At 65.0% G+C, this 15879-nt stretch carries 18 protein-coding genes; 16 read left to right on the top strand and 2 right to left on the bottom strand.

Annotation, left to right across the window (positions count from 1 at the left end; all coding sequences use genetic code 11):
- Window positions 1-3: 3 nt before the first annotated feature.
- Window positions 4-519: an O-acetyl-ADP-ribose deacetylase gene (locus tag J5M86_RS05260; RefSeq protein WP_188060170.1), complete on the bottom strand. Its 516-nt coding sequence runs from the start codon at window positions 517-519 to the stop codon at window positions 4-6.
- 248 nt (window positions 520-767) lie between these two features.
- Between J5M86_RS05260 and J5M86_RS05265 the strand changes: the two genes are divergently transcribed.
- The 10 genes from J5M86_RS05265 (at window position 768) to J5M86_RS05310 (ending at window position 9451) form a co-directional block, all read left to right on the top strand.
- A complete protein-coding gene (locus tag J5M86_RS05265; protein ID WP_208965108.1) occupies window positions 768-1133 on the top strand; it encodes an SRPBCC domain-containing protein in 366 nt (121 codons plus the stop codon).
- Window positions 1130-1447: a helix-turn-helix transcriptional regulator gene (locus J5M86_RS05270; RefSeq protein WP_188060172.1), complete on the top strand. Its 318-nt coding sequence runs from the start codon at window positions 1130-1132 to the stop codon at window positions 1445-1447. Before J5M86_RS05265 ends, J5M86_RS05270 begins: the two co-directional genes overlap by 4 nt.
- 82 nt (window positions 1448-1529) lie before the next feature.
- Window positions 1530-2972, top strand: coding sequence for a gamma-aminobutyraldehyde dehydrogenase (locus tag J5M86_RS05275; RefSeq protein ID WP_208965109.1), 1443 nt, complete (start codon window positions 1530-1532; stop codon window positions 2970-2972).
- Between the two features lie 239 nt (window positions 2973-3211).
- On the top strand, window positions 3212-4444 hold the full coding sequence (locus tag J5M86_RS05280; RefSeq protein WP_188060173.1) for a PotD/PotF family extracellular solute-binding protein: 1233 nt from the start codon (window positions 3212-3214) through the stop codon (window positions 4442-4444).
- Window positions 4444-5592 (top strand): ABC transporter ATP-binding protein, encoded by a 1149-nt coding sequence (locus J5M86_RS05285; RefSeq protein WP_188060174.1) that lies wholly within the window; start codon window positions 4444-4446, stop codon window positions 5590-5592. The genes J5M86_RS05280 and J5M86_RS05285 overlap by 1 nt, the downstream gene beginning before the upstream one ends.
- Window positions 5589-6446 (top strand): ABC transporter permease, encoded by an 858-nt coding sequence (locus J5M86_RS05290; RefSeq protein WP_188060175.1) that lies wholly within the window; start codon window positions 5589-5591, stop codon window positions 6444-6446. Before J5M86_RS05285 ends, J5M86_RS05290 begins: the two co-directional genes overlap by 4 nt.
- A 98-nt stretch (window positions 6447-6544) precedes the next feature.
- A complete protein-coding gene (locus J5M86_RS05295) occupies window positions 6545-7306 on the top strand; it encodes an ABC transporter permease (RefSeq protein WP_244328552.1) in 762 nt (253 codons plus the stop codon).
- An 11-nt stretch (window positions 7307-7317) separates the two neighbouring features.
- Window positions 7318-8670 (top strand): saccharopine dehydrogenase family protein, encoded by a 1353-nt coding sequence (locus tag J5M86_RS05300; RefSeq protein ID WP_188060176.1) that lies wholly within the window; start codon window positions 7318-7320, stop codon window positions 8668-8670.
- A 119-nt stretch (window positions 8671-8789) separates the two neighbouring features.
- Entirely contained in the window at window positions 8790-9035 is a 246-nt protein-coding gene (locus tag J5M86_RS05305) for a hypothetical protein (protein ID WP_188060177.1), read from the top strand.
- The gene (locus tag J5M86_RS05310) at window positions 9035-9451 is read left to right on the top strand and encodes a type II toxin-antitoxin system VapC family toxin (protein ID WP_188060178.1); all 417 of its coding nucleotides are present in this window, start codon (window positions 9035-9037) and stop codon (window positions 9449-9451) included. The genes J5M86_RS05305 and J5M86_RS05310 overlap by 1 nt, the downstream gene beginning before the upstream one ends.
- Here J5M86_RS05310 and J5M86_RS05315 read toward each other — a convergent pair.
- Entirely contained in the window at window positions 9448-9984 is a 537-nt protein-coding gene (locus J5M86_RS05315; RefSeq protein WP_188060179.1) for a hypothetical protein, read from the bottom strand. The genes J5M86_RS05310 and J5M86_RS05315 overlap by 4 nt on opposite strands.
- 166 nt (window positions 9985-10150) lie before the next feature.
- Here J5M86_RS05315 and J5M86_RS05320 point away from each other — a divergent pair, with 166 nt between their 5' ends.
- From J5M86_RS05320 to dxr, 6 genes are all read left to right on the top strand, one after another.
- On the top strand, window positions 10151-11602 hold the full coding sequence (locus J5M86_RS05320; protein WP_188060180.1) for an NAD-dependent succinate-semialdehyde dehydrogenase: 1452 nt from the start codon (window positions 10151-10153) through the stop codon (window positions 11600-11602).
- A 13-nt stretch (window positions 11603-11615) separates the two neighbouring features.
- The gene (locus J5M86_RS05325) at window positions 11616-12311 is read left to right on the top strand and encodes a lysoplasmalogenase (protein WP_188060181.1); all 696 of its coding nucleotides are present in this window, start codon (window positions 11616-11618) and stop codon (window positions 12309-12311) included.
- 63 nt (window positions 12312-12374) lie between these two features.
- Window positions 12375-12671, top strand: a complete 297-nt coding sequence (locus tag J5M86_RS05330) for a hypothetical protein (protein ID WP_188060182.1) — start codon at window positions 12375-12377, stop codon at window positions 12669-12671.
- Entirely contained in the window at window positions 12668-13972 is a 1305-nt protein-coding gene (locus J5M86_RS05335; protein WP_188060183.1) for a WXG100 family type VII secretion target, read from the top strand. Before J5M86_RS05330 ends, J5M86_RS05335 begins: the two co-directional genes overlap by 4 nt.
- Window positions 13969-14700 carry a hypothetical protein gene (locus J5M86_RS05340; RefSeq protein ID WP_188060184.1) on the top strand — a complete coding sequence of 244 codons (732 nt, stop codon included), beginning with the start codon at window positions 13969-13971 and terminating at the stop codon, window positions 14698-14700. The genes J5M86_RS05335 and J5M86_RS05340 overlap by 4 nt, the downstream gene beginning before the upstream one ends.
- Window positions 14697-15875 carry a 1-deoxy-D-xylulose-5-phosphate reductoisomerase gene (gene dxr / locus J5M86_RS05345; RefSeq protein ID WP_188060185.1) on the top strand — a complete coding sequence of 393 codons (1179 nt, stop codon included), beginning with the start codon at window positions 14697-14699 and terminating at the stop codon, window positions 15873-15875. Before J5M86_RS05340 ends, dxr begins: the two co-directional genes overlap by 4 nt.
- Window positions 15876-15879: the final 4 nt, after the last annotated feature.

The raw sequence follows: 15879 nt of genomic DNA on the forward strand, positions 1-15879 counted from the left end.
GGGCTACTCAGGACGCGCGTCCTCGAAGGCTCGCAAGAGTTCGTCGCTGAACAGGACGAAGCGCACCACGTCGATATCGGATGCGTGAGAAGTGACCGCGTCCCACGCGATTTTTGCCACCTCGTCTGCGTCCCATCCGTAGACACCCGCGCTGATTGCGGGGAAGGCTATCGAGCGCGCACCAATGGTCGAGGCGACGTCGAGCGACTTGGTGAAGCACGATCGCAACAGGGACGGATCAGTTTGTCCTGCATGGCGATTCGGCCCGACGGCGTGAATCACCCAACGGCACGGCAGGTTGAAGGCATCAGTAGCGACAGCCTCTCCCGTGGGCAAGCCGTCCCGAAGTGTGGTTCGGCGCAGTTCGCGGCAAGCGTCCAGTAGTCCTGGCCCGGCGGCGCGGTGTATCGCTCCGTCGACGCCGCCTCCGCCGAGAAGCGAGGAGTTGGCGGCGTTGACGATCGCATCGACTGCCTCGGTGGTGATGTCGCCGCGGACGCAGGTGATCTCGTTGGCCATGCATCCACTGTGCCCCTTTCCGCTGGTGCATGAGCGCTGCAACTCGAGACAGTTGGCTCTGAGAGGTCACTCCACTTTGACAATTGGTGCAACCGAAGGGTTGCGTGTCACGCGGCTCGGGAGTAGCGTGATAGTCGCAACCAAAAGGTTGCAATTGACCTTGAGGGGGACGTCATGAGCGATACCGAACTGTCCGACAGCATCGAGCGATCCATCGTGATCAAAGCCCCGATCGGCAGGGTGTGGGATTGGTCTCGACACCGGGGTGGTGGATCAACAAGGGCGAGATCACGCAGAACGGTCTCCGGTGTTACGGCGCCACGGTGACTGTGACATCGGACTGGGGCGAGTTCGTGCTGGAGGTGGTCGAGCTGCGTGCCCCGCACTACGCGGCTTTCCGATGGCTTGCCGGCACGAACGAGACCGAACCTGAACAAGAACTCCGCACGTTGACCGAGTTCAGCCTGAATGAGACCGGCGACGGCGTCGAAGTGCGGGTGACCGAATCGGGGTGGGCGTCCTTCGAGCCCACCGAGTACGTGCGCAACAACCACCGCGAGAACGCCGCCGGTTGGGAGTCGGAATTGGCTGCCGCACAACGGTTCTTGGAGTGAGCGCCGACATCGGGGCTGTGCTGGCGGCGTTGTCGGACCCGACCCGGCGAGAGTTGGTCGACCTGCTCGCGGCGTCTGGGCCGAGGACCGCATCAGAGCTCGCTGACCACTTCGACATGTCGCGGCAGGGTCTGATGAAACACCTGCGGGTGCTCGCCGACGCTGAGGTGCTCACGACTCAGCGGTTGGGGCGTGCCGTGCGTTACCAGGTGGAGTCGCGCACCATCGGTGATGCTGCGCGTTGGTTCAGCGAACGAGCGAGCACTTGGGATCGCCAGCTCGCAGGCTTGAAGCGGAGGCTCGAGCAAGACTGAGTTCCGCGACCTGGGTCACATCCTCAAACGCGGGGATCTAGGCTCGGAGATGTTCGAATCCGAAGCTTGAGGAGGCCATGCCGTGGTCAGGCAACTGAAGAACTTCATTGATGGCAAGTACGTCGAGGCGCAGACCGACGCGACTCAGGACATCATCAACCCGGTCACCGCGAAGGTGGTTGCCAAGGCACCTGTCTCCGGCGAAGCCGATGTCAACGCCGCGTACGAGGCCGCCAGCAAGGCGTTCGCAGGGGAGTGGGGCGAGACGACTCCGAGTGAGCGGCAGCAGGCGCTGTTGAAGTTCGCCGACGCGATCGAGAAGCGTGGCGATGAGTTCGTCAAGCTCGAGGCGGAGAACACCGGTAAGCCGTACGCCCTCACCACGTCCGAAGAGATTCCGCCGATGGTCGACCAGCTGCGCTTCTTCGCCGGCGCAGCGCGGGTGCTGGAAGGCCGTGCGTCCGCGGAGTACATGAAGGGGCACACCAGCTGGATCCGCCGCGAGCCCATCGGTGTCGTCGGCCAGGTCACCCCGTGGAACTACCCGATGATGATGGCGATGTGGAAGATCGCTCCGGCGCTCGCGGCCGGAAACTCGGTGGTGCTGAAGCCGAGCGACACCACGCCCGAGACCACGCTGCTCCTGGCCGAGATCGCCTCGGAGTTCCTGCCCGCCGGCACCCTCAACGTCGTCACCGGTGACCGCGACACCGGACGCCTGGTGGTCGAGCACCCGACGCCGGAGCTCGTGGCGATCACCGGTTCGGTGCGCGCGGGCATGCAAGTGGCGGAGTCGGCGTCCAAGGACCTCAAGCGCGTCCACCTGGAACTCGGCGGCAAGGCGCCGGTCATCGTCTTTGACGACGCCGACATCGAGGCCGCAGTCGAAGGCATCGCGACCGCGGGCTACTTCAACGCGGGCCAGGACTGCACCGCAGCCACCCGCGTGCTTGCCTCGCCGAAGATCTACAACGACTTCGTGGCGGCGCTCGCCGACTACGCCAAGAGCGAGGCGAAGGTGGGCCTGCCGGACGACGAGGACGCTCTGCTGGGCCCGGTCAACAATGCCAACCAGTTGGAGCGCGTCACCGGCATGCTCAGCAGGTTGCCGGGCCATGCCAACGTCGCCGCCGGTGGCAACAGACTCAGCGCGCTCGGTGACGGCTACTTCCTGGAGCCGACCGTCGTCGCCGGTCTGAAGCAGGACGACGAGGTGATCCAGGACGAGATCTTCGGCCCGGTCATCACCGTGCAGGAGTTCGACGACGAGGCGAAGGCGATCGCCTGGGCCAACGGCGTGAAGTACGGACTCGCGTCCTCGGTCTGGACGCGTGACTTCGGCCGCGCGATGCGGGTGAGCAAGGCGCTCAACTTCGGCTGCGTGTGGATCAACACCCACATTCCGTTGGTCGCCGAGATGCCGCACGGTGGCTTCAAGCACTCCGGCTACGGCAAGGACCTTTCGATGTACGGGTTCGAGGACTACACGCGGATCAAGCACGTGATGGCGAACTTGGAGAGCTGATCGATGCTGCTGCTCACTGTCGGTGTCTGGGCTTGGTGACTTTCGCAGCTTCGATCAGAGCGACATCGAGTACAGAGAGCTGACTCCGACAGCAAACGGACCGCACCTTCTGCTGGGAGGTGCGGTCCGTTGCGTCCGGCCTGGTGTGCCGATCGCGTTGCCATTCGGCGGTTTCCGGGACAGGCACCGTTGGCAGGCGTCATGATGCGGGGCAGCCAGTGTGGAGAAGGAGCGTCCGGATGACTCGTCGTCGACCGCCAGAGGACCCGATGGTCCGTGACCTGATTCGGATGAGCAGGCAGGGCCTGTCGCGGCGTGCGCTGCTGGGTGCCTCGGGCGCCGGTGCGCTCGCGGCGCTCACTGCCGCGTGTGCGCCGCCGAAGCCGCCTGCTGCCGCGGGGGTCGCACAGGTGCAGTTGCCCCAGGACCTCTCCGACACCGAGAAGATCGTCAACTGGGCCAACTGGACCGCTTATCTCGACTACGACGAGAAGACGAAGTCGAATCCCACGCTGGACGCCTTCTCCAAGAAGACGGGGATCAAGGCTTCATACTTCGAGGACATCGACGACAACGACACCTATGTCAACAAGGTGTCGCCGCAGTTGCGAGCGAAGCAGAACATCAACCGTGACCTGATGGTGCTGACCGACTGGATGGCGGTGCGCGTCATCCGCGATGCGCTGGTGCAGCCGATCGACCTCATCACGATGGCGAATGTGCACCGCCTGCGCCCTTCGTTGCAGAACGTGTCCTTTGACCCGGGCCGCACACGGTCGATCACGTGGCAGTCGGGTTTCGCCGGCATCGCCTACGACAAGTCGAAGGTCAAGCCGATGAAGGCGATCGAGGACCTCTGGCGTCCGGAGCTCAAGGGCAAGGTCACCGTGTTGTCGGAGTTCCGTGACACGGCGGGTCTGATCATGCAGAGCCAAGGTGTCGACATTTCCAAGGATTTCACCAAGGCCCAGGTGGAGAAGGCCTTCGACGAGGTGAGCAAGCGGGTCAGCGACGGCAACATCCGTCGCATCAAGGGCAACTCCTACCTGGAGGACATGAAGGCTGGTAACGCGATCGCCGGAATCGTCTGGAGCGGTGACGTCTTCATGCTGAAGGCCGAGACCGAGAACGACAACTGGGAGTTCGTGATCCCCGACTCCGGCGGCACGCTGTGGAGCGACAACCTGATGATCCCGATCACCGCCCGCCACCGCCGTAATGCGCAGAAGCTGATCGACTACTACTACGACCCCAAGGTCGCGGCGGAAGTGGCGGCGTACGTCAATTACGTGTCGCCGGTGATCGGTGCGGAGGCTGAGATGGAGAAGATCGATCCCGACCTCGCCAAGAGCCCGTTCATCTTCCCGAGCGAGCAGTACATCAAGGAGAAGAAGATCCAGGGCTTCCGTGCGCTGGATGCACAGGAGGACGCGGAGTACAGCGCCATGTGGGCAAAGGTGGTGGGCAACTGATGGCATCGGCCGACGCTTTGCGCCAGGCAAAGGGTGATCTTCGCCTGGAGCAGGTCACCAAGGAGTTCACCGAGTTCACCGCGGTCGACAATCTGTCGCTGCAGGTGCCGCGAGGGTCGTTCTTCGCGTTGCTGGGCCCTTCGGGCTGCGGCAAGACGACCACGTTGCGGATGATCGCCGGGTTGGAGCAGCCGACCTCGGGACGGGTGCTGATCGGCGACACCGATCTCACCGGCAGTCGTCCTTATGAGCGTCCGGTGAACACGGTGTTCCAGTCGTACGCGCTCTTCCCGCACCTGTCGGTACGCGACAACGTCGCCTTCGGCCCGAAGCGGCGCGGCGTGAAAAACGCTCTCGCACAAGCTGATTCGACACTCGAACTGGTGCAGCTGACGCACCTCGCCAAGCGCAAGCCACAGCAGCTCTCCGGTGGTCAGCAGCAGCGCGTCGCGGTGGCACGAGCGCTGGTGAACCACCCTGAGGTGCTCCTGCTCGACGAACCGCTCGGAGCGCTCGATCTGAAGTTGCGCCGAGAGATGCAGGTGGAGCTCAAGCGCATCCAGACCGAGGTGGGGCTGACCTTCATCCATGTCACCCACGACCAGGAGGAGGCCATGACGATGGCCGACACCGTCGCGGTCATGAACGCCGGTCGGATCGAGCAGATGGGTGCTCCCGAGGCGCTGTACGACCTTCCGCGCACTGCTTTCGTCGCGACCTTCCTCGGACAGTCGAATCTCACCGAGGGCAGCGCGACTGCGGACGGCGACTGGGTCACCTTCTCCTACGGCGAGGAACGTTTCCCGGTGCCGCAAACACGGTCGGCACTCAACCACGGAAAGGTCTTCCTCGGTGTTCGGCCGGAGAAGTGTCGCGTGCACGAGTCCGACCCCGGACCCTCCACCACACAGCGCAGTGTGATGGGGCCGGCGACAGTGCTCGACATCTCGTTCATCGGTGTTGCGACCAACTACCTGGTGCGCTCTCCGGCAGGCAACACGTGGGCGATCTACGAGCAGAACATGGACGTCGACCCGCAGAATTTGCGGCCGGGCGATGACGTCTGGATCAGCTGGGCGCCGCAGCATGCATTCATCGTCTCGGCGGACGGCCCCCTGGCCACGGTGGCGGAGGAAGCGGCGTCATGAGCCGGAGGTGGACGCCCTATCTCCTACTGCTCCCAGGCCTGATCTGGCTCATCCTGTTCTTCATCGTGCCGTTGGCGCAATTGGCGTCGGTGAGCCTGCAGTCGGGATATCCCGGATACCCCGGCTACTACTACCGCGATGTGAACCTCGGTAACTACTGGGACGCGTGGACGCAGTTCGCCCCGCACTTCTTCCGGTCATTGCTCTTCGCAGGTCTGGCGACCTTCTTCGCGTTCTGTCTCGCCTACCCGCTGGCGTACGCGATGGCGTTCAAGGCAGGTAAGTGGCGCAACGTGATGCTGGTCTGTGTCATCGCGCCGTTCTTCACCTCGTTCATCCTGCGCACGATCGCGTGGAAGCAGATCCTCGCCGACGAGGGTCCGGTGGCGAAAGTGCTCAACTTCTTCCACGTCATGCAGTTCATGCCCAACGGACGACTCACCGAGACGTGGATCGCGGTCGTCGCGGGCCTCACCTACAACTTCCTGCCGTTCATGGTGTTGCCCATCTACGCGTCCCTGGAACGCGCGGACGCCCGCGTCATCGAAGCCGGCAAAGACCTCTACGCCAACGGCTTCACGACATTCCGCACAGTCACATTGCCGATGAGCATGCCGGGCGTCCTGGCCGGCACGCTGCTGACCTTCATCCCGGCAGCCGGCGACTACGTCAACGCCGACCTGCTGGGCTCGGACCGCGGCACCAAGATGGTGGGCAACGTGATCGAGAGCCAGTTCTTCAAGGTGCCCGGGGGCTATCCCACGGCGGCCGCACTGTCGTTCACGCTGATGGCATTGATCCTCGTGCTGGTGTTCTTCTACGTCCGCAAATTCGGCACGGAGGAGGTGCTGTGAGTACGGCTGCGAACAACCTCCCGAAGGGCGGTGCGGCGAGCTCGCCCAAGATGTCGCCGTTGGCCCGGGCTCAGCGGTGGGTGGCCGACCGCGTCGCGATGATCATCGCGATCTTGGTGCTGGTCTACCTGTTCGTGCCGGTGGCGTACACCTTCGTCTTCTCCTTCAACGACTACCGCAAGTCGAACCTCACCTGGAACGGCTTCACCACCAAGCACTGGAGCAATCCGTGCGGCGCGGCCGGGGTGTGCGAGTCGCTCGGCGTCTCGCTTCGTGTCGGGTTCCTTGCCACGGTGGTGGCAACCGCGATCGGCACCGCTCTTGCGTTCGCGTTAGTACGACACAAGTTCAGGGGGAAGTCAGCGGGCAACATCCTGGTCTTCCTGCCGATGGCAACGCCTGAGATCGTCCTGGGCGCAAGCCTGCTCGCGATCTTCGTGCAGGGCTTCACCTTCCTGAAGCTCGGTTTCTGGACGATCGTGATCGCCCACATCATGTTCTGCATCTCGTTCGTGGTGGTGACCGTCCGGGCCCGTTTGCTCAGTCTCGATCCACGCCTGGAGGAAGCGGCCCAGGACCTATACGCCGGTCCTGGCACGGCCTTCTGGAAGGTGACTTTCCCGTTGGTGCTGCCGGGCATTGCCTCGGCCGCGATGCTGTCGTTCTCGCTCAGCTTCGACGACTTCATCATCACCAACTTCGTGTCCGGCGACGAGACGACCTTCCCGAAGTTCGTCTACGTCGCCGCGCTGCGCGGTATCCCCGCACAGGCCAATGTGATCGGTTTCTCGATGTTCCTCATCGCGGTGCTGCTCGTGATCGCAGCGCAAGTCATCGGTAGCAAGCGCAGGAACAACTGAGGGTGGGAGCCATGCGAATCCTCATGATCGGTGCCGGTGGAGTCGGTTCGGCAGCGGCCAAGCTACTGGTGGAACGAGACTTCTTCGACGCCCTCGTGATCGCCGACTACGACGCAGACCGGGCTGCGGCCTCCGCGCAGGCAGCGACCGCGCGCAGGCCGGGGGAGTCGCGCGTTTCCTCGGCCCAGATCGATGCCTCGTCTGCGGAGGCAGTGACCGCGCTCGCTCGGGAGCACGGCATCACGCACGTCTTCAACGCCGTCGACCCGATCTTCAACATGCCTGTTTTTGATGGCGCGTTCGCTGCCGGGGCCGACTATCTCGACATGGCAATGTCCTTGTCGTACAAGCACCCTGACAAGCCGTTCGAAGAGTGTGGAGTGAAGCTGGGCGACGCGCAGTTCGCCAAGGCCAAGGAATGGGAGGGCGCCGGACGGCTGGCGCTGATCGGTATCGGCGTCGAGCCCGGGCTGTCGGATGTCTTCGCCCGGTATGCGGCCGATCACCTCTTCAGCGAGATCGACGAGTTCGGTACCCGCGACGGGGCCAACCTGGTGGTGCGGGACGAGCAGGGAAACGAGATCTTCGCGCCCAGCTTCTCGATGTGGACCACCATTGAGGAATGCCTCAACCCGCCGGTGATCTGGGAGAAAGACCGTGGCTGGTTCACCACGGCGCCCTTCTCCGAGCCGGAGGTCTTCGACTTCCCCGAAGGCATCGGTCCGGTGGAATGCGTGAATGTCGAGCACGAAGAGGTGCTGCTCATGCCGCGCTTCCTGGATTGCAAGCGAGCCACGTTCAAGTACGGCCTGGGCGATGAGTTCATCAACATCCTGAAGGTGCTGCACACCCTCGGCCTGGACTCCACCGAGAAGGTGCAGGTGAAGGGCGTCCAGGTGTCGCCCCGCGACGTGGTGGCCGCGGTGCTGCCCGATCCGGCGACGGTCGGGCCGCAGATGACGGGCAAGACCTGCGCCGGTGTCTATGTGACCGGCAAGGGCAAGGACGGCCAGCCCCGAGCGACCTACCTCTACCACGTGGTCGACAACGAGGTCACCATGCGCGACTACGACACCCAGTGCGTCGTGTGGCAGACCGCCATCAATCCCGTTGTCGCACTTGAACTTCTGGCGACCGGCGTGTGGAACGGCAAGGGCGTGCTCGGACCCGAGGCCTTCGACGCGGTGCCCTTCCTCGACCTGCTGGGCGGCGACTACAACTCGGCGTGGGGAATGGACGAGCGCGGCTTAGGCTGCGCCGGGCATAGCAATGATCGAGTTGACGCTGGCAGAACAGGTGTGGCTGATGGTCGCCGCGCCCAACACCGGGCGTCCACGCGGGGCGACCCTCGGGGTGACCACTGACGTCGCTGTCTTCCTCGAACTGTTGGCGGGGGGTGCGGTCACCGAGAACGGCCACGTCGTTTCACCGGCGGCTTCGCCGCAGAACGGTCTCGCCGCGATCGCTTTGGAGCGCATCGCGAGTGCGGCACCCCGCCGAGCGCTACGCCAAGGTCTCGGAAGAAGCGCAGCGATCAGGGCGCAGCCTTGCGGCCGTCGTTCGCGAGGCCATCGACCTGCGTTTTGTCGGCGAGCAGGACGCCGTGCGCATGGCCTCGGCCGCTGAGCTGCTTGCGATGACAGTCGAGCCCGACTCCGACGCAGGGGAGAGTCCGGCTGACCTGAAGGACGCCTATGCCGCCGAGTTGCAGCACAAGTTCGAGCGCTGATGCGCCAGGTCTTCGTTGATCCTTCTGTGCTGCTCCTGGCAATCGGTGGGGAGCATCCGTGGCGCGAGCCTTGTCGAGAAGTATTGGAAGCCGCCAGCGACGGGCGGTTGCAGATCAACCTCAGTGTGGAGGGCGGGCAGGAGTTTCTCTTCCACCGTCTGCGACATGCCGGACGGGAAAGGGCGGTTCGCGAGTTCTTCTTGGTCGACGCGATGGTCGCTTGGCACCCGTTCGATGTGGAGACCTTGCATGCGTCGCGCGATCTGATCGCTGCCGGACACGCTCGCGGCCGAGACGCAGTTCACGCTGCGACCGCCATGGCGCAGGGCTTCGGCGAAAACATCAGTTGCGATGCTGATTTCGACACCGTTCCGGGCTTGGGGCGGATCGACCCGACCACATCGACATGGGGCTAGCGCGAGGGTGAGCCAGCGGTCTCAGCGGTCTGCCGTGCGCTCGCCTTCGCTGATTGCTGCAGTGAGATTCCGTGGATACCGAGGCCGATGCAGCCGAGGAGGTAAAGCGCTGTGATCGGTGCGCTGAGGAACATTGTCTCCACGAACGCACCACCGAGGAAGAAAGCCAGGATCGAGAAGACGATCAGTTTCGCTCCGAATTCGGCTCGCTGAGGTGCCGGGCCGATAGCGCGGTAGCCGGTGGTGTCGAAGGGTTCGATCTGTCGCACTTGAAGCGGCTGGTAGCCCGGCTCCGGGGGACCATCCGAGAGGGAGATCTCAAGGTAGACGTCTTGGGCCCACGACGGACGCTCGGCCAGTTCCGCCGGCGGGTCGACACCGCGGCGTGCTGAGACGTTGACTGCGTGGTTCTGGCGCACGATCCGCGCGATCGAGCCGTGATCGAGGGACGTCTGGTAACCATCGATCGTGACCGAGTACGGCACGTTCAACGTTTCCATCTCGAATGCTCGCTTGGCGTAGATGTAAGACATTGCATCCCTCCGAACTGTGCGGCCTTGTACTTGCTTCTCAGGCGTCAATCCAGTGACGCACTATGCCAGCGACGAACATTCGGCTGCTGGAGCGCAGCTGCGACCTGTGGAAAACGAACGCCACCCGGCATGTAACCCAGATCACGTCGGCGCAATACTTGATCCCATGAGCGAATCGGCGATTTCCCAGGTCTCGACCCAACTGTTCATCGGCGGCCAGTGGCGCGACGCCGAGGGCGGCCGCACCCTTGAGGTGCGTAACCCCGCCACCGAGCAGGTATTGGCGAAGGTGGCCGATGCGTCCGTCACTGATGGTGAAGCGGCATTGTCGGCTGCCGTTGCAGCGCAGGCGGATTGGGCGAAAACACCGCCTCGCGACCGCAGCGAGATCTTGCGCAAGGCCTACGACCTCCTCGTCGAGCGCACCGACTTCTTCGCCGAGTTGATGACGCTCGAAATGGGCAAGCCGTTGGCTGAAGCCCGCGGTGAAGTGGCCTATGGTTCAGAGTTCTTCCGCTGGTTCGCCGAGGAGGCCGTCCGCATCTCCGGACGCTGGTCGACCGCACCCAACGGCGCGACCCGGCTGGTCACGATGAAGCAGCCCGTCGGCCCGTGCCTGATGGTCACGCCGTGGAACTTCCCGCTCGCCATGGGCACCCGCAAGATCGGTCCGGCAGTCGCGGCCGGCTGCACGATGGTGGTCAAGCCTGCGTCGGAGACACCGCTTACGATGCTCGCCCTCGCCCAGCTCATGGAAGAGGCGGGCCTGCCCAAGGGCGTGCTCAATGTGCTCACGACGTCCGACTCCGGCGGCGTCATGGAGCCGCTCATCCGTGACCCGAGGGCACGCAAGCTGACGTTCACCGGCTCCACCGGGGTGGGCCGCAAGCTGGTCGAGCAATCGGCGCAGCAGCTGCTGCGTGTCTCGATGGAGCTCGGTGGCAATGCGCCCTTCATCGTCTTCGAGGACGCCGACGTCGACGCCGCGGTCGAGGGCGCGATGCTGGCCAAGATGCGCAACATCGGCGAGGCCTGCACCGCCGCCAACCGGTTCTTCGTGCACGAGTCGGTCGCAGTGGAGTTCAGCGAAAAATTCGCCGAGAAGATGGCCGCGATGAAGGTGGGCAACGGCATGGACGACGGCGTCACCGTCGGCCCGCTCATCACGGCGAAAGCCGTTGCAGGAGTGCAGGAACTGCTCGACGACGCCGTGGAGCGTGGCGCGAAGGTGGTCACCGGTGGCACGCCCGCCGAGGGCGCCGGCTACTTCTTCAACCCCACCGTGCTCACTGACGTCCCGCGTGATGCGCGGATGGTGGCCGAGGAGATCTTCGGTCCGGTCGCCGGACTCCAGACCTTCACCGATGAGGACGACGTCATAGCGCGCGCCAACGACACCGAGTTCGGGCTGGTGGCCTACTTCTTCACCCGTGATCTTGCACGCGGCATCCGAGTGAGTGAGGCACTCGAATACGGCATGGTCGGCGTCAATCAGGGCATCGTCTCCAACCCGGCGGCCCCCTTCGGTGGTGTGAAGGCGTCCGGCTTCGGTCGAGAGGGCGGCTTCGAGGGCATCGAGGAATATCTGGAGACCAAGTACGTCGGCCTCGCGCTCTGACAGCGTGCGCAGCATGGGCGCCCTGGCGGCTATCAATCGCGTGAGCGGTCGTGCGAAGACGGCCGTCTCTGCGTTCGTCGGCTTGTGCGCGCTGCATCTCGGTTCGCAAATGGTCGAGCCGGACGGACTGGTAGCGGAGCTCACCCAGCCGCTGCTGATGCCTGCGCTCGGCGCGACGCTCCTCACCGCCACCGACGATCGAGGACGGCTGGTGCGCTGGACTCTTTGCGCTCTTGCGGCGTCCTGGCTCGGTGACACGATTCCGCGTTTCCTCGAAGGAGACCCGGCCTTCCTGTCGCTCATCGGGTGCTTCCTGTTGGCGCAGCTGGCCTACATCGCGGGGTTCTGGCCTTTTCGTCGCGAAGCCTTGCCGGTGCAACGGCCCCTCACCGCACTCGGCTATCTCGCAGCCCTCGTGGGAATGGTCGCCTGGTGCCGCGAAGGCGCTGGTGCGCTGCTGGCGCCGGTCATCGTCTACGGCCTGAATCTCTCGGCGATGGCTGCGCTTTCCACCGGTGTCTCGACGAAGGCCGGAATCGGAGGAGCGATCTTCCTCGTCTCCGACTCACTGATCGCCCTCCACGCATTCGCCGACATCGAACTGCCCTATCGCAGCTTCTGGGTGATGTCGACCTACCTGGCGGCCCAGAGCCTGATCGTGCGCGCCGTCGTGGAACGACCACGGTCAGAAACAGGCGCCTGGGGATAACTTTTCACCGGCTTCCCCGATCCGTCATAGCCTGCCGCAGGCACCGTGACGAGGAGGAGATCAGTGAATCTGCAAGTCAATTCGGCTGCGCTGCAAGACAGTTCACGTCAGATGCGGCGAACGGTCGATGCGGTCGGCAACGCACCGGGGGCGGTACACCAGGCCTTCCAGTCGGTCGGTGCCAGCTGCGGCGACGGTGGCTGCGCAGCGCTGGCCACCTCCTTGGCAGGTGCTTGGAACCTTGCCTTGGGTGGGCTGTCGGCCAGTTCCGAGGCGCTGGCGAAAACCACCGAATCGGCCGGTGGCAGCTACGCCGATACCGAGCGTGTGGTCATGCACGCAGTCGGGACGGCACGGTGAGTACGGTCGCCGGAAGCCCCGAGGAGTTGCGCCGAGCGGCCAATGCCCTGAACACGCAGGCGGCCACGTTGGAAGGGCATGCGTCCTGCGTCTTCGGCGCCCAAGGCACTGCGTCCGCGCAGTGGAAGGGTGCGGCCGCTACCGAGTTCACCTGCGCGACCACCGCGCAGAGCCGTGAGACTCGTCGTGCAGCGCGGGTGTTGCGCGACGCAGCCGGCTCCGTACGCACGTTCGCTGGCGACCTCGAGCGGCACCAGGGTGAGCAGCGGCGCCTGCTTGCTGACCTCGCGTCGGAGAAGCTGCTTCTGCGCGATCTGGAACGTGAGCGACAGCTGTCGTCGGTGGGCGACGACCCGCTTCGGCTCTCGCGCGAGATCACCGCTTCGACGGGCCGGATCAGACGGCTGACCACGCGGCTCGATCAATTGGGCCGTGACCACCGGCTGGCGATCGGCAAGCTGAAGGCAGCGCTGAGCGTTGCGCAGCCCCCGGAGGTCATGTGGCGAAGAGGCGCAACGATCGCGGGCTTGGGATGGTCGTACTGGGTGTTGTGGAGCCAGGGTTCGGCGGCCCATGTGCTGTGGCAGACGAGGCCAGGGGCCGATCCCACACCGGCGCAGCTGCGCAAACGTAAGGACGCGCTGGTTACGGTTCAGAAGGGTGGGGCTTCCGGGCTGGCGGAGAAGGACCGCGTGAAGTCATTCCTGGAGGGTAAGGGCAAATGGCTGCGCCCTGTGGCGAGGTCGGTCGGGGCAGTTTCACTCATCGATGCGGCCGCGCCCGGACTGGTCGACATCTGGACCGGTGGCGGCTATTCCGGTTGGCGCGGGGCAGCGACGCGGTACATGGGCATGGTGCAGGTCAACGGAGTCGTCGTGAGCCGCTTCCCCGGTGGCCAGGTAGCCGGAGGGCTCGCCATCGCTGCGTGGGCGGCGTGGAAGGCAGGCAACAAGACCCACGACAACAAGCACTGGCTGCAGCAGGACGCGCCGAGATTCCTTCGCGACGGGTACACCCCGCACACCTTTGGTCTCAGTGCTGCGGTGGTGCGCAAAGCGACCAGCGCAACCACGGCGTTGCACCGCGTCCCGAGCAATGCGACCCTCACCCCCGCAGCGACAGCAGCCGTCGCCGAGCGTCGACTCCAGCCGGTTCATGTCCCCAATCGCTCGATCAAGAAGCTGGACACCTCGTTCATGCACCAGCGCTCGACGACGCCCGACCGGCTCGTGCCCGGCGTGGCTCCGCGTCCCTGCGCGCCGAACACAGGTATTCCGACGGATCAAGGGAGCTCGCGATGATCGCCCAGCCCTATCTGCGACTCACCGACGAGGAACTCGAACTGCTCGGCGGTGCACACCCGTTGGTCGTCCAGCCCTACCTGGAAACCGTCGACCCCGAGGCCCGCGATGCGGTGCTGACCACCGCCGCGCGGTCCCTGTGGGCACACGGCGTGGCAGTCAGCGAGGTAGGTGCGATCCAGGTGCCCGAGCACGTGGTCGATCTGCTGCAGTGGCGTCAGGACGCTCAGCGGGTGCTCGTCGTCGTCATCGGTGAGTTCACCGAACAGGAGGCGACCGAGACCGCGCACTATGTGCACAGCCTGGAGTCGGCACATCTGGTCGAGACAGTCACACCGGACGGCATGCATGCGTTCGCGGTGCATGAGGGCGACCTTGAGCAACTCATCGATGCATGGATCAGACCGCTCGACGTCGTGCCCGGCAGCGGATCCGCCCGCACCGCAACCCGATTGGGCCAGCCCTGGGGCCAGACTCGCCTGCGCCTGGACGCGACACTCTGGCGGCCGGGGGAGAGGGCCGGACGACTCATCGGCGCGTTGGGCGGCGCCGGAGGCACCTGGTTGACCGATGTCGAGCCCGCCGAACACGATGCGATGGCACCGGAGCTCGGCGACGGTGAGGTGCTGCTGGAACCGACCGATCATCCGGGTCTGGTGACTCGCATCCTCACGCTGATCGCACCAGAGCAGGAGGTGATGACCGGTCACGGCACAATGACCGGGTGACTGCTCGCACCGTTGCCCTGCTCGGATCGACCGGATCGATCGGCACCCAGGCCTGCCAGATCGTCCGAGACAACCCCGACCGGTTCCGCATCGTCGCGCTCAGCGCCGGCGGGTCCGACCTGGCGCTGCTCGCCGAACAAGCCGCCGAGTTCGATGTGCCGCTCGTCGGCGCGGCCCGGGACGACGGCACGCTGCGCGAGCGCATCGCCGACGCCTACCGCGCGCTCGGCACCGACGCCGGGGACGTGGAGGTCATTGTCGGTGACCAGGCTGCCGAAGACGTGGCCAAGTGCTCGGCCGACGTGGTGGTCAACGGCATCACCGGGTCGATCGGCCTGCGGCCCACACTGGCTGCACTCGAGGCCGGCTCAACGCTCGCTCTGGCCAACAAGGAGTCGCTCATTGTCGGCGGCCCGATCGTCAAGGCGCTCGCCGCACCCGGTCAGATCGTGCCGGTCGACAGCGAACACAGTGCGATCGCCCAGTCGCTCCTGGCCGGCGACCGGTCGGAGGTGCGCAAGCTGGTCGTGACCGCCAGCGGCGGACCATTCCGAGGCCGCACCCGCGCAGAACTCGCCGACGTCACCCCGGCGCAAGCACTCGCCCACCCCAACTTCGCCATGGGGCGGGTGATCACCACCAATTCCGCGACGTTGGTCAACAAGGGGCTCGAGGTCATCGAGGCGCACCTGCTCTTCGACGTCCCCTTCGACCGGATCGACGTCGTCGTGCACCCGCAGCAGTACATCCACTCGATGGTCGAATTCGTCGACGGTGCCGTCGTCGCGCAGATCGGTTTGCCGACGATGATGGTTCCGATCGCGCTCGGCATGGGCTGGCCGCACCGGGTGGCCGACGTGGAGACGTCGATCGACTGGACCAAGGCCGCCGACTGGCGTTTCGAGCCGCTGGACGACGAAGCATTCCCGGCCGTCCGGCTGGCGCGCCAGGTCGGCGAAGCCGGTGCCACCTTCCCGGCGGTCTACAACGCGGCCAACGAGGAATGCGTCGACGCCTTCCACGACGGGCAGATCGGCTTCGTTGACATCGTCGACACCGTCGAGCGCGTGGTGGCCGAGCACGAGGTGGAAAGCGGCGACCTGACCGTCGAGCAGGTGCTTGCTGCGGAGCAGTGGGCGCGACGTCGGGCCCACGACCTGCTCAGCCCCGCGTGAGACA

Source organism: Yimella sp. cx-51 (assembly GCF_017654605.1).
Taxonomy (GTDB): domain Bacteria; phylum Actinomycetota; class Actinomycetes; order Actinomycetales; family Dermatophilaceae; genus Yimella.